This is a genomic window from Nonomuraea diastatica, from assembly GCF_004349015.1.
Lineage (GTDB): Bacteria > Actinomycetota > Actinomycetes > Streptosporangiales > Streptosporangiaceae > Nonomuraea > Nonomuraea diastatica.
In genome coordinates, this window is the sequence record NZ_SMKP01000249.1 from 1 (window position 1) to 13,140 (window position 13,140).

Consider the following 13,140-nt stretch of genomic DNA (forward strand, 5'->3'; position numbering starts at 1 on the left):
CTCCAAAAAAGGTCTGAACCCAACCAAACAAAAGGAATCCGTCGAATCGACTCAACGCCGATAGACGGGGTTGTGCATCATGCACTGGCTTTTAACACACTGTTGAGTTCTCAAGAAACGCACGCGTACATCCTCGCCAAAACCCCGAACCCGGGATCACCGCTCAGAGGCGTTCATTTCGTTGTGTCTTAACTCTTTCAGCCGTTCAAGTCTCTGTCAAATTGACCAGACCTGCACAACCTGCGGGAATTAAGCGCCGCCCCCTTTCGGAGACAACCCCTCTAACTTACCAGCCCGTCCGAACCGATGCGAAACCATGCCGGATGACCCTGAAAGTGGTGGGATTTGCCGGGCATCTCCGAGGCTCCGAGGAACCTCTGGACCGCCCTGCGCGAAGCAACTCTAGCAGCCTGTGGCACCTACTTCGGCCCACTCAGGTAATCGGGAGGTTCTTCCCTCGCCACAGGACTCCCAAACCTCGCCGATGAACTCCCCTGGCGGCGTCGCGGCGCAAGCCGACGGCAAGCCATCCGCAATCGCCTGCCGCTACGAATGTACCCACGAGCAGACTGCGCTCTCGGAGGTGTCCGCCATGACCCGCTCGGAGTTCGACGACATCCGCGCCTTCCTCACCGATGAGACGACCCAAGCCGGAGACCTGCTGAGCATCGCCAGAATGCTGATCGACGATCTCGAGCACTCCCGCATGCGAGAGGCCATCCTGCGCACCCACTACCTGCGCCTGCTGACGTCCGCACGGGCGACCGTGGCCGCCGACGCCGCGCAAGCACCGGATCCCATGGCGTTCCTGAAGCACGAGCTGGCCGAACACGGCCAGTTGCCCCAGGACGACGAGACCGTGCAACGTGTCCTTGCCGACGCCACGACAGCGGCCGCGCTGCTCGCGTGCCTGGAGGAGTCACCTCAGCGGCCCCGTCGGCGCGGCGTGCGCCCGCGGCGCTGCGTCGGCACGGGCAGGACGCTCCCCCGCTGAGCCGACCCGCTGAGGGCCCCGGCGCAGTGACCCGATGACGACTCCCGGCATACCCGCCGTTGGCGGACCGGCTGCGAGACTGCACATATGTGGCAGCGAGGGCTGAACTGGGCAGCAATCCTCCTCGTCGGGATATTCGGCCTGATGTGGGTCGGCATCGTTGTTTACGCCGACCACTTCTCGTCCCTGTGGATGCGCATCGTGCAAGTCGTCTTCGGGTTTCTGCTCCTCGGCTGGGCCGTACAGAAGGCGATCCACATGATCAATGAGGCCTGAGCGCCGTGGACGACAACCTCTACGAGATCGGCCAGGACATGGGGGATGACCTCCAGCTGTCGATCATCGACATGTACCGGGACCGGCTGCCCTATCTGCACCGCATCGCCGAGATCGACGACGAGGTCTCACGGGGTATCTCGCGTTGGATCAGTGAGGAGGACCTCCGGGACTCCGACACGTACGTGAACCCGCTCGACGAGCCGGACGCCTACGCGGACCCGGAAGAGTGGAACCGGTGAGCGCCCGAGCGGCTCAAGGCTGGTAGGGCGGCGCCACTCCCCACCCCCAGCTCGGCACGGGCGCCTGCGTCGGAGGTTGCGCGCCCGGTTGGGAGTTCTGTAAGGCCAGCCGGATGCCCCACTCGATGTAGCCGGCGAACGCCGCCCTGAACTCCGGATCGTCCGGCAACCCCACCTCATCGGCCGCGTCCATGAGCAGGCTGACCCACCTGCGGCGTTGCGGCTCCGTGATCGCCTTGCCCAGGTGATGGCGGAGCATGTTGGGATATCCACCGCGCTCCTTGGTGTACCGGTCAGGGCCGCCGAAAACTTCGCTGAGCCACATCGCCACATATTTCGGATGATCAGCGTCCATGTGTGCGAACAGTGGCCCAATCAAGTCATCCTTGACGACGCTGCGGTAGAACGTCTCCGTCAACCGCTCGAGGGCGTCGACTCCGCCGGCCCATTCGTAGATCGTGGGAACTGCCTCATCAGACATGTAATCATGTAATCACACGGCCGGATCAGCAGACCAGTTCCAGTCAGTGAACATTTGGAGAAACGAAAAAGTCCTCGGGCACCGGATGATCCGGCGACCGAGGACTTTCTTTGGTAGCGGGGACAGGATTTGAACCTGCGACCTCTGGGTTATGAGCCCAGCGAGCTACCGAACTGCTCCACCCCGCGTCGGTGTGTTACTGACAACTATACAGCCTTCAGAGGAGTGCCTGTGACGGTCGAACTCTGAAACGATCAGAGGTTCGATTTCGTTTCCGAATCTCGAGCCTCTGGCCTGGTAGCGGGGGCAGGATTTGAACCTGCGACCTCTGGGTTATGAGCCCAGCGAGCTACCGAACTGCTCCACCCCGCGTCGTCGTGCTTTGTAAGCGTATCGGCGGCGCGGGGTGGGCGCAAATTGATTGCGCTAAGAGGTGCCTCCCGCCTGTGATCCGGTGGGTGTCGGTGCGACTGACGGTGGCGCGGAGGCCGGCGGCGAGCTTGTGCCTGTGGGCGTCTCAGACGGCGTGACCGAGGGCGAAGGGCTCGGAGTGCCCGTGGGCGCCGGCTCTTGCTTGTTGGCCCCTTCCAGCGTCTTCAGGGCTTCCTCCAGCCGCTTCTGGGCATCGCCGTAGGCGTCCCAGTCGGGCGGACTCGCCTGCAGGGCCTTCTGCGCGTCGTCGTACGCCTTCTTCGCGTTGGCGATCGCCGAGTTGAGCGCCGTGTTGGCCTGGCTGGGCTGGGTCTGTTGCTCGTTCTCCTGGGGTTGTTGCTGTTGTTCGCCGCCGAAGACCTCTTGCAGCGCCTCCTCCAGCGTGCGGGCCACACCGATCTTGGAGCCGTACGACACCAGAATGCGCTGCAGGATCGGATAGGGCTCCTGACCGCCGCCCGCGGCCACCTGGATGTAGACCGGTTCGACGTAGACCAGGCCGCCCGCGTAGGGGAGCGTCAGCAGGTTGCCGTAACGCACCGACGACGCACCGACGCCCAGCAGGTTGAGCTCACCCGCGAAACGGCTCTGGAAGGCGTTCTGCGCCTGGCCGGGGCCTGGGATGGGCGTGCTGGACGGCATGCGGAGGATGCGCATCCGGCCGTACCCGGAGCCGGACGACGAGTCGACCGCCATGAACGCCGCCAGGTTGGGCCCCTGCCGTGGCACGAAGGTCGTCGTCAGCGAGAACGTCGGCGTGCCGCCTGGCATCGTGGTGGTCAGGTAGTAGGGCGGCTGCTTGACGTTCTGCTCGCCCTGCGTCGGGTCGTTGGGGACGTTCCAGAAGTCCTGGCCGCTGTAGAAGGCGGCAGGGTCGGTGATGTGGTAGCGCGAGAGCGTGTAGCGCTGCACCTTGAACAGGTCTTCCGGGTAGCGCACGTGGCTGCGCAGGTCGGCGCTCATCTCCGAGGCCGGGCTGATGACGCCGGGGAAGACGTTGCTCCAGGTCTTGAGCACCGGGTCGTTGTTGTCCCAGGCGTAGAGCTTGACCGTGCCGTCGTAGGCGTCGACCGTGGCCTTGACGGAGTTGCGGATGTAGTTGATCTGGTCGCGCGGCTGCTGGGCGATCACGCGACGGTCGGTGGACGTGTCGCGCGTCATGTCGCCGAAACTCTCGCTCTGAGAGTAGGGGTAGTCGTTGGACGTCGTGTAGCCGTCGAGGATCCAGGTGACACGCCCGTCGATGATCGCCGGGTAGGGGTTGCCGTCGAGCGTGAGGAACGGCGCGACCTGCTCGACCCTCTCACGCGGGTGACGGACGTAAAGGATCTTGGAATTGTCGTTGATGTCGCCCGACAGCAGGATGTTCGCCTCGCTGTACTTGGCGGCGTAGACGAGCCGGTTGATGAACGAGCCGACGGGCACTCCGCCCTTGCCGGTGTAGGTGGTGTTCTTCTGGCCCGTGCCGCCCGTCTCCGGGTAGTCGAGCTCCTGCGGGTTGTTGGGGTTGCCGCCGGCGATGACGTATTCGGAGGACGCTGGGTCCTCGCCGTAGTAGATGCGGGATTCCTTGAGCTTGGCGCTGTCCACCAGCGGGCCCGTAACCGGCATGTCCTTGGCGTCGTAGGCGGGCAGACCGCTGGAGTCGACCTGGTTGCCGGGCGCGGCGACGAAGCCGTAGCCGTGGGTGTAGACCAGGGCCCGGTTGATCCAGTTGTTCTGGTCTCGTGGCGGGCTGGTCAGCTCGCGCACGCCGACGATGTGGTCGGTCAGCTTGCCCGTGCTGTCGGGATAGCGGTCGACGTCGAGCGTGTCGGCGAAGCTGTAGAAACCGCGAATGCGCTGGGTCTGCTCGTACGTCGAGGACACGAGCGCCGGATCGAGCAGCCGCACGCCGGAGACCGAGGCGTCGCCGTTGATGTCGACCTTGGCCGGGTCTGCCTGGGCGTTGTAGGTCTCGACCTCGGTCTTGTCGACGTTGTACGCCTCTCGCGTGGCCTGGATGTTGCGCTGGATGTAGGGGGACTCCTTGCCCTGCTGGTTGGGCTTGACCTGGAACTGCTCGACCAGCGCCGGGTAGACGCCGCCGATCAGGACGGCCGAGAGCACGAGCAGGCCCGCGGAGACCCCGGGCAGCATGCCGCCGGGCCGGAACACGCCGGCGAAGAACAGGGCGGCACAGATCAGGGCGATGATCGCGAGTATGGTCTTGGCCGGCAGGACGGCGTTGACGTCGGTGTAGGAGGCGCCGTGCACGAATCCGCGGTCGGAGAAGACCAGGCCGTAGCGGTCGAAGAAGTAGGCCACGGCCTTGAGCAGCAGGAAGGTGCCCAGCAGCACGGACAGGTGCGTGCGGGCGGCCCTGGAGGCGTGGACGCCGGGCGACTGCAAGCGGAACCCGCCGTAGAGGTAGTGGGTGATCGCCGCGAGGATGATGGAGATGATCACCGCGGTGAACAGGAAGTTCAGCCCCATCCGGATGAACGGATAGTCGAACATGAAGAACGAGATGTCCATCTGGAACAGCGGGTCCTGCTTGCCGAACGCCTCGCCGTTGATGAACTTCAGCCACGTCTGCCACTGGCCGGCGAACGAGGAGCCGGAGAAGAGCGCGAGCAGCCCCATGCCGACGATGAAGATGAGTTTGCGGTGGGGGTCGAGCGCCATGCGGTAGCGGTCGGCGCCGCTGCTCCCGCCGAACACCGCGGGCCCGAACATCGGCCGCATCCGGAAGGCCAGCAACATGTTGCCGCCGGCGATGCCGACCATCAGCACCGCTCCTACCAGGAACAGCACGATCTGGGTCAGCAGCACCGTGGTGAAGACCGACGTGTAGTTCGTCGCGTCGAACCACAGGTAGTCGGTGTAAAAGCCAGAGAAGAGAAAGAACAGGGCAACGATCACCACAAGGGCGATCGCCACAGGCAGAAGCAGTCGCGGTCGGCGGGGCAAGCGCATCGCCCTGCCGGCTCCTGGGGTCCGGAAGCTCAAGGCCAACCCCTCGTCGTCATGAAAATCGGTCCGTGTCTGGCAACCTACACCGCTGTGCCAGCCCTACGACTAACGCATGGGCCTTGCCGAAAGTTTCATCCAGCGTCACATGCGGGCACGTTGCCCTTACCCGTGCGCAGTGCGTCCAGCGCCAGCACCGCGTTGTGCAGAGTGTCGGCTTTGACCAGCCGGAGCCCGTCGGGCACGGCTTTCATGGCCTCGGCGCAATTGTCGGCGGGCGTCAGGAAGACGGTGGCGCCCGATTCCTTCGCCCCGACCATCTTCTGGGCGATGCCGCCGATCGCCCCGACCTCGCCCGTCGGCTGGATGGTGCCGGTGCCGGCGATCCGCTTGCCTCCGGTGAGCTCGCCAGGGGTGAGCTTGTCGAGTATGCCGAGCGAGAACATCAGCCCGGCACTGGGCCCGCCGACGTCGCCCACGTTGATGTCGACGTCGAACGGGAACTTGTATGTGGCCTGCATCAGCACGCCCACCAGGGTCTGCCCCTCAGGGCCCGCGATCGTCGGCACGGTGACGTCGAGCTTCTCCTTGCCCCTGGTGATGTTGAAGACGACGCTCTGGCCCGGCTTGTGGGCCTTGACCGCGTCGCCCACGACGTCGACGGTTTTCGCCGGCTTGCCGTCGACGGAGTTGATCTCGTCGTTCTTGTGCAACTTGCCCTCGGCGGGCTTGCCCTTCTCCGTGGACACGACCGTCACGACCATGCTGTAGGGGATCTTGAGCTCGTTGAGCGCGGCGGCGGTGGCCGAGTCTTGGGAGTTGGACATCTCGACCGTGTTTTCCTCCTCGACCTCCTTGGGGTCACGGTCGGGCGCGAAGATGGTCTCCTGCGGGACCACCGCGACGGTCGGGTCGATCCAGCCGCGCAACGCGGTCAGCAGATCGATCTGGGCGGCGGGGCCGCCTTGGTAAGCGACCGTGACCAGGCTCAGCGCGCCCTTGGTGTCATAGGTCTGCCGGCCCTTGACCGAGATCACGGGCTTCTTGTCGACCTCGCCGATGGTGTTCTCCGTCGGGCCGGGGCTCAGCACGACGTAGGGGACCTCCTGGAACGCGCCCACCACGCCGAGAGCGAGCACGAGGAACCCCGACAGCAGCAGGGTCAGGGCGCGTCGTGACATGGTGGAAAGCCTATTCGCCGACACCGACCCATTCGGCCCCGCCGTCGGCGAACGACTGGTGTTTCCAGATCGGGACGTGCGCCTTCAGATCGTCGATCAGCCGGCGCGAGGCCTTGAACGCCTCGTCACGATGCGGCGCGGCCACCGCGACGATCACGGCCGTGTCGCCCAGCGCCAAATCGCCCACACGGTGGACGGCGGCCAGCGCGGTCACGGGGAAGTCGGCGGCGACCTTCTCGGCCACCTGCCGCAACCCGGCCTCGGCCGAGGGGTGCGCCGAATAGGAGAGCCGGGTCACCGGCTTTCCCTGGTCCTGCTCGCGGACGGTGCCCACGAAGATCGTGGTGCCGCCGGCGGCGTGGTCGCCCACGGCGGCCAGCACCTCGTCCACGGACAGCGGGGTCTCACGAATGCCGAGCAACCGGATGACGTCCACGGAAAGAGACTACCAACAAGAAACCTGCCCGCTGGCCCGGCGTTCTCATGTCATGCCTGGTCAGGGACGTTGCAGCAGATCACCTGGGAGTTTTCTCACCGGCCTTCACTGGCGCCTCTTCTTCCGCACCTGGCGAACGATCGCGGCGGTGCCGATCACGGCGACGGTGGCGCCGGCGGCGGTGAGCGTCGCCTCCTTGACGGGCAGGCGCCTGCCGACCACGGTCGTCCTGTTCTCGCGCAGCTCCAGGAGCTGCTCGAACGCCTCCTCGTTGGTCCACGCCGGTTTCCAGCCCGCCTCGCGCAGCGCCGTGCAGTCGACCACCCAGGGATAGACGACGTAGTGCAGATCGGTCGCGGGCGCCGGGGTGATGCCGAGCCGGTGCAGGCGCTGCGCCGTGCCGAACGTCAACCCCGCGGGCAGCTCGAACCTGCGGATGCCGGACATCTCCTCGACCTGCTCCTGCTCCATCCACCCGTCGCACCCGACCGCCACCACGCCCGTGACGGCTCCGCGCGCCGCCAGCTCCAGTGCCGAGAGCAGGTCGTCGATGTGGCAGAACTGCCAGTGAGGAGTGCAGCCCTTCACGGTCAGCAGCCTGGGCGACTCGAAGTGACGGGTGATCACCGTGTCGACGCCGGGACCGACCACCGCGGCCGGGCGCAGCACGGTCACCTCGAGACCGGGATGGCTGCGCAGCGACCTGCGTACGAGCGACTCGATCTCCAGGAAGTCGCCGACGACGCCGGTGTCGGGCTCTGCCGTGACCGGGGCGTCCTCGGGCAGGGGCACCTCGTTGTCGGGCGCGGCGCCGTACACCATCGCGCTCGTGACCAGCACCACGCGGCGGACGCGCGCCGCGGCGCAGGCCGTCAGCACGGTCTGGGCGGCACGCAGGTTGTAGGCGCGCCGCTCGCCGGGGTCGGAGTCGACGGTGTAGTCGCCGGCCAGATGAACGAGGACGTCGATGTCGGAGATCCGGTTCGCCAAGAGCGGATCTCGTACGTCGAGCACTCTCCAGGTGGCCTCACCGACGTCACCGCGCTGCTCGTCAATGGCCACCACCCTGCGGAAATCCGCAGCGGATACGAGCCTAGCGAGCAGCTCGCGGCCGAGGCCGGAGGCCGCACCGGTGACGGCTACGACGGGTTGACGCGGGCGTTTCGAGGTAGGCACCAGGTCCTCACTTTGCACTGATCCGCCGTAGGACGACTAACGTGGCGGATGTGGACTCCTCCATCCTGCACGAGGTAGAGCGGTGACTGACCTGCCAGGTCGCGAAAACGACCCTAACGAGAACCCGTTCGCCATGTTCGGCAACCCTGAGCAGATGGCTCAGGCGATGCGCCAGTTCGCCGACATGTTGTCGGCGCCGCAGGGTTCAGGCCCTGTCAACTGGGACATGGCCAAGAACATCGCCCGGCACTCCGTGGCCGCCGAGGGCGATCCGAGCGTCATGGAAGGCGAGCGCCGTCAGATCGTCGAGGCGCTCAGCCTGGCCGACCTGTGGCTGAACGAAGCGACGACGCTGCCCAGCGGCGTGTCCAATCCGCAGGCCTGGAGCCGGTCCGAGTGGATCGAGAACACAATCCCGATCTGGCGAAAGCTTTGCGAGCCCATCGCCGAACGCATGGTCGAGACCATGGGCGGCGCGCTCGGCGGCTCGGGGCTGCCCCCCGAGGCCCAGCAGATGGCCGGTCCGCTGATGGGCATGCTCAAGCAAATGGGCGGCATGATGGTCGGCCAGCAGATCGGGCAGGCGATCGGCTCGCTGGCCCGCGAGGTGGTCGGCACCACCGACATCGGGCTGCCCCTGTCCGACACGGCCGCGCTGCTGCCCGGCGGCATCGCGTCGTTCAGCGAGGGCCTCGAAGTGCCGTCCGACGAGATCAGGCTTTACCTGGCGCTGCGTGAGGCCGCGCACCACCGGCTGTTCCAGCATGTTCCGTGGCTGCGCTCGCACCTGCTCGGCGCCGTCGAGGAATACGCCAGGGGCATCACCGTCGACACGTCTGCCCTCGAAGAGCAGATCCGCGGTCTCGACATCAACAACCCCGAGGCCATCCAGGAGGCGCTCAGCGGGGGCAACCTGCTCAAGCCCGAGGAGACCGAGCGGCAGAAGGCCGCGCTGGCGCGGCTGGAGACCATGCTCGCCCTGGTCGAGGGCTGGGTGGCCACCGTGGTCGACCAGGCCGCCCAGGGCAAGCTGCCCTCCGCCGTGGCCCTGGCGGAGACCGTGCGCAGGCGGCGCGCCACCGGCGGTCCCGCCGAGCTCACGTTCGGCACCCTGGTGGGGCTGGAGTTGCGGCCCAGGCGCTTGCGCGAGGCGGCCGCGCTGTGGCGCGCGCTGGAGAGCGAGCGGGGGGTCGACGGGCGCGACGGGCTGTGGTCGCACCCCGACCTGATGCCGACGGCCGACGACCTCGACGACCCCGAAGCGTTCGTACGCGGTGAGCAGGCCTGGGACATCTCCCAGCTGGAGGCCAAGCCGGACGGCGAGGGCGAGGGCGAGGGCGACAAGAGTTGAGCCTGCACCGCGACGCCGTGGCGGTGCTGTCCGGCTGGACGGCACCCACGACCGAGGAAGAGGCGCTGCGCACGGAGTTCCTCGAGCACCTTCGCACTCACGACGACGCCATGATGCGCGCCTGCGTGCCGGGGCATCTGACGGCGACGACGGCCGTGCTGTCGCACGACGGCTCCCAGGTGCTGCTCACCCTGCATCCGAAGGCCAAGATGTGGTTGCCGATGGGCGGCCACTGTGAGATCTCCGACATGTCGCTCGCCGACGCGGCGCTGCGGGAGGCATGGGAGGAGTCGGGGATCTCCGGGCTCGAGTTGCTTCCTGGGCCGCTCGCCGTCGACAAGCACGTCGTGTGGTGCCATCCGCCGCACAGCTGGCATCTCGACGTCGAATACGCGGCTGTGGCCCCCGAGGAGGCTGAGGCCGTGATCAGCGAGGAGTCACTCGACCTGCGTTGGTTCCCTGTCGACGAGATCCCCGAGTTGTCCGACGAGGCGACGCGGCGGCTGGCCGCGCGCGGACGGGACGCGCTCGGCTCGCGAGCACTTGGCTAGAGTCCTCTTGGGTCGTTCCAAAGGGGGCTTGTGTGGAGACTTCCGCCGTCGGCGGCACGATCGTGGTGCCGGAACGCAAGCAACGTAAATTTCCGGCGACGGCGTTCACCTGGCTGGCCGTGACCCCGTTCGCCGCCTGGGCCGTCGCCAGGGTGGCCGGGCTGGAGCGCGGGTCACTGCCCACACAGCTCATGACCGCGACCCCGTACGCGGCGGCGGGCTCGCTGATCCCGCTGCTGATCGCCGCGATCGGGCGCAAGCGAGCCGCGACCGCCGTCGCGCTGCTCGCCACGACCGCGCTCGGCTTCAGCGTGCTGCCCAGGGCGCTGGGCACCGCGGACGCCACGGCGGGCCGGCCGCTCAAGGTCATGACGATCAACATGTTGTTCGGCAGGGCCGACGTGGAGACGATCATGCGGCTCGTACGCGAGTTCGGCCCCGACGTGCTGAGCACCCAGGAGCTGACTCCGGGGGCCGTCTCCGACCTGGACGCGGCCGGGCTCAAGGAGATCATGCCGCACCGGGTGCTGGAAGCCGAGTGGAGCGCCGGGGGGAGCGGGCTCTACTCGAAGCACCCGATGCAGGAGCTGCCCGACGTGATGCCGCAGATCGGGCACCGCATGCCGTCCGCGCTGGTCTCGCTGCCCGGCGGGCCGCCGATCGAGTTCGTCGACGCGCATCCCTATCCGCCGCTCGGCCGTAATTACGCCGACTGGAACGAGGCGTTGGAGGCGTTCCCCTCCGCCTCACGCGAGCGGGTGCGGATCCTGGCGGGCGACTTCAACGCCTCGCTCGACCACGCGCCCATGCGTTCGTTGCTGGCTCGTGGCTACAAAGACGCGGCCGACCAGGTGGGGGCCGGGCTGATCCCCACATGGCCGGCCAACAAGCGGGTGCCGCCGATCATCACCATCGATCACGTGCTGGTCGACCAGCGGGTCGGGGTCAAAGAGGTCAGCGTGCACGACGTGCCGGGCACCGACCATCGTGCCCTGCTGGCCGAGCTCGCCGTGCCCTGAGTCAGCGCGCGGCGATCAGGGCTCGCGTGTTGTCCCAGCCTTCGAGACCGGGGTCGAGGCGTTCGACGTCGTCGCGGGTGCGCAGGCGGTGCCAGCCGGGGGTGGTGGCGACCCTGCGCGGCCCTGGAGCCTGGGCGCGCAACGTGGCCACCACGTCGGCGTCGTCGAGGTCGGGATCGGCCCAGCCGGGTGCGGGAAGCGCGCAGGCCAGCGCCACGGCTCCGCCGCGCTCCGCGGGGCAGATCGTGATCTCGGCCCTGCCCAGCTCCCTGAACAACTTTCCGACCAGCAGCGGAGGAAGATCAGGGGCGTCCGCGGCGATCACGGCGGTCTGGTCGGCGTCCAGGCGGGCGAGGATGCTCTTCAGCGGCTCGTCCTCGTCGACCAGGATGACCCGGGTGCCCGGCCAGACGATTGCGTCGAGCTCGGGCACGCTGGTGATCAGGACCGGGGTGACGAGCTCCAGCCCGGCGACCATCTCGTAGGTGTCTTCCGCCACCGCCTCGAGGAACATCGCCGGGTCGACACCTGAGGGCGCCGCCTGCGACATGCGCCGTCGTGCCAGGACCGCGGCTATGCGCGTCAACACTCCTCCGGTGCCGTGTGGGCCGCGGCGGAGAATCCCTCAAGGAACCCGCGCGCCCGCTCCGCCTTCGGATACTGTTCTACCAGCGCCCAGAACTTGGGGCCGTGGCTGGGCACCAGGAGGTGCACCAACTCGTGGATGATCACGTAGTTGATGACCCATTCCGGCAGGCCCTTGAGCCGGGTCGAGATCCTGATCGTGCCGTTCTCCGGGGTGCATGAGCCCCACCGGTGCTGCTGGTTGTCGACCCAGCGCACGCTCACGGGGTCGGGCTTGCCGTCGAGATATTTGGCCGACAGCTCCTTGGCCCGCTCGAGCAGAGCCTCGTCGGTCGGCCGTCGCCGGCGCTCTTTCGCGGCCAGCCGATCCAGCATCCGGCTCACCCATTCATCCGCGTCTTCGCCGCTCAGCCAGGCGGGCAGGAGCACGATCGTCTTGTCACCGTCGCGGTAGGCGGAGACCGTACGCCTGCGACGAGAACTGCGACGAACCTCGACTGTCTCGGGGGGCACATATGCACGGTAGCCGAGACTGACGAAATTCCACAGAGGGCGGACGTTGTTTCTGCTGGTCAGATGATTAAGAGCCGGTGAATTTGGGCACGCGCCTTTCCCGATGCGCGGCCAGCCCCTCGATCATGTCGGACGAAGCCATGGTCACCGGCTGTGCCAGGGATTCCCACCTCAGCGCGGCTTCCAGGTCCTGATGGTCTTGGTTCAGGGCTACTTTCGTGAGTCTTGTGGCTATGGGTGCGTTCTTCGCGATCTTCCCGGCGATGGACCGTACTTCCGACATAAGGTCATCTTTCGGGAAAGATTCATTTACTAGTCCTTTAACCGCCGCTTCCGCACCTGTCACCGTACGGCCGGCCAGGAGCATCTCCCTCGCCAGGCCGGTGCCCGCCCTCCTGGGAAGCAAATACGTCGCCGCCATACCGGGATGCAGGCCGAGCGACGTGAACGGGGCCAGCAGTTTGGCGTCGGCGGCGGCGTACACGAGGTCACAGGCCAGCGCCACGCACAGACCCGCGCCGACGGCGGGGCCGTTGACGGCGGCGATCGTGGGGACCTCGAGCTCGGTGACCATGAGCCAAGTGCGGTAGAAGTCGAGCATGCGGTCGCGCAACAACGGCACGGCCTCCGCGCCGCGATCACCGATCCATGACAGGTCGCCGCCGGAGGAGAACGCGGTGCCCGCCCCGGTGATCACGACGCAGCGGGCGTCGCGGTCCTTGGCCAGCGACGACATCGTCGCATGCCATTGGGCGGTCATGGCGTCGGTCATCGCGTTGCGCATGTCGGGGCGGTTGAGGGTGATGAGGACGACTCCGTCGTCGTGGCGATCAACCAGGAGCTCGGTCATGCCGGGAAGCGTAACCCGGCTCGGTGGGAATGCCGCGGGCCGTCCCCGGCAATCCACCCCATCTTCACCCGTCTCCACGCCCGCGCGTACCTCCCCCAGGC

14 protein-coding genes and 2 tRNA genes are annotated in these 13,140 nt (G+C 67.0%); 6 read left to right on the forward strand and 10 right to left on the reverse strand.

The genetic code is table 11. From position 1 onward, the window contains the following. The first annotated feature begins 592 nt into the window (after positions 1-592). From E1294_RS47320 to E1294_RS47330, 3 genes are all read left to right on the forward strand, one after another. The gene (locus tag E1294_RS47320; protein ID WP_132518601.1) at positions 593-994 is read left to right on the forward strand and encodes a hypothetical protein; all 402 of its coding nucleotides are present in this window, start codon (positions 593-595) and stop codon (positions 992-994) included. Between the two features lie 87 nt (positions 995-1,081). Continuing rightward, positions 1,082-1,270 (forward strand): hypothetical protein, encoded by a 189-nt coding sequence (locus E1294_RS47325; RefSeq protein WP_132518603.1) that lies wholly within the window; start codon positions 1,082-1,084, stop codon positions 1,268-1,270. 5 nt (positions 1,271-1,275) lie between these two features. Continuing rightward, complete coding sequence (locus E1294_RS47330) at positions 1,276-1,512, forward strand: hypothetical protein (protein ID WP_132518605.1); 237 nt, start codon at positions 1,276-1,278, stop codon at positions 1,510-1,512. Positions 1,513-1,525: 13 nt separating this feature from the next. On the opposite strand, the gene E1294_RS47335 is transcribed toward E1294_RS47330, so the two are convergent. The 7 genes from E1294_RS47335 to E1294_RS47365 all read right to left on the reverse strand — a co-directional run bounded on the left by E1294_RS47335 (position 1,526) and on the right by E1294_RS47365 (position 8,173). Beyond that, complete coding sequence (locus tag E1294_RS47335; protein ID WP_132518607.1) at positions 1,526-1,993, reverse strand: group II truncated hemoglobin; 468 nt, start codon at positions 1,991-1,993, stop codon at positions 1,526-1,528. Between the two features lie 111 nt (positions 1,994-2,104). Continuing rightward, positions 2,105-2,181, reverse strand: a tRNA-Met gene (locus E1294_RS47340). A gap of 107 nt (positions 2,182-2,288) precedes the next feature. Next, positions 2,289-2,365, reverse strand: a tRNA-Met gene (locus E1294_RS47345). 54 nt (positions 2,366-2,419) lie between these two features. Next, positions 2,420-5,383, reverse strand: coding sequence for a UPF0182 family membrane protein (locus E1294_RS47350; RefSeq protein ID WP_132518609.1), 2,964 nt, complete (start codon positions 5,381-5,383; stop codon positions 2,420-2,422). 128 nt (positions 5,384-5,511) lie between these two features. Next, the gene (locus E1294_RS47355; protein ID WP_132518611.1) at positions 5,512-6,558 is read right to left on the reverse strand and encodes a YlbL family protein; all 1,047 of its coding nucleotides are present in this window, start codon (positions 6,556-6,558) and stop codon (positions 5,512-5,514) included. 10 nt (positions 6,559-6,568) lie between these two features. Continuing rightward, positions 6,569-6,994 (reverse strand): molybdenum cofactor biosynthesis protein MoaE, encoded by a 426-nt coding sequence (locus E1294_RS47360; protein ID WP_132518613.1) that lies wholly within the window; start codon positions 6,992-6,994, stop codon positions 6,569-6,571. Positions 6,995-7,099: 105 nt separating this feature from the next. Then, on the reverse strand, positions 7,100-8,173 hold the full coding sequence (locus tag E1294_RS47365) for an NAD-dependent epimerase/dehydratase family protein (protein WP_132518623.1): 1,074 nt from the start codon (positions 8,171-8,173) through the stop codon (positions 7,100-7,102). 130 nt (positions 8,174-8,303) lie between these two features. Between E1294_RS47365 and E1294_RS47370 the strand changes: the two genes are divergently transcribed. Genes E1294_RS47370 through E1294_RS47380 form a run of 3 tightly spaced genes read left to right on the forward strand, consistent with a single transcriptional unit; the run spans position 8,304 to position 11,091 of the window. Continuing rightward, positions 8,304-9,521, forward strand: a complete 1,218-nt coding sequence (locus tag E1294_RS47370) for a zinc-dependent metalloprotease (RefSeq protein ID WP_132518625.1) — start codon at positions 8,304-8,306, stop codon at positions 9,519-9,521. Next, positions 9,518-10,072 carry an NUDIX hydrolase gene (locus E1294_RS47375; protein ID WP_132518615.1) on the forward strand — a complete coding sequence of 185 codons (555 nt, stop codon included), beginning with the start codon at positions 9,518-9,520 and terminating at the stop codon, positions 10,070-10,072. Before E1294_RS47370 ends, E1294_RS47375 begins: the two co-directional genes overlap by 4 nt. 32 nt (positions 10,073-10,104) lie before the next feature. Beyond that, positions 10,105-11,091, forward strand: coding sequence for an endonuclease/exonuclease/phosphatase family protein (locus tag E1294_RS47380; RefSeq protein ID WP_132518617.1), 987 nt, complete (start codon positions 10,105-10,107; stop codon positions 11,089-11,091). A gap of 1 nt (position 11,092) precedes the next feature. On the opposite strand, the gene E1294_RS47385 is transcribed toward E1294_RS47380, so the two are convergent. The 3 genes from E1294_RS47385 to E1294_RS47395 form a co-directional block, all read right to left on the reverse strand. After that, positions 11,093-11,677 carry a glycosyltransferase family protein gene (locus E1294_RS47385; RefSeq protein WP_132518619.1) on the reverse strand — a complete coding sequence of 195 codons (585 nt, stop codon included), beginning with the start codon at positions 11,675-11,677 and terminating at the stop codon, positions 11,093-11,095. Next, on the reverse strand, positions 11,674-12,189 hold the full coding sequence (locus E1294_RS47390; protein ID WP_246064518.1) for a M48 metallopeptidase family protein: 516 nt from the start codon (positions 12,187-12,189) through the stop codon (positions 11,674-11,676). Before E1294_RS47390 ends, E1294_RS47385 begins: the two co-directional genes overlap by 4 nt. Before the next feature lie 67 nt (positions 12,190-12,256). Further along, positions 12,257-13,039: an enoyl-CoA hydratase/isomerase family protein gene (locus E1294_RS47395; RefSeq protein ID WP_132518621.1), complete on the reverse strand. Its 783-nt coding sequence runs from the start codon at positions 13,037-13,039 to the stop codon at positions 12,257-12,259. Positions 13,040-13,140: the final 101 nt, after the last annotated feature.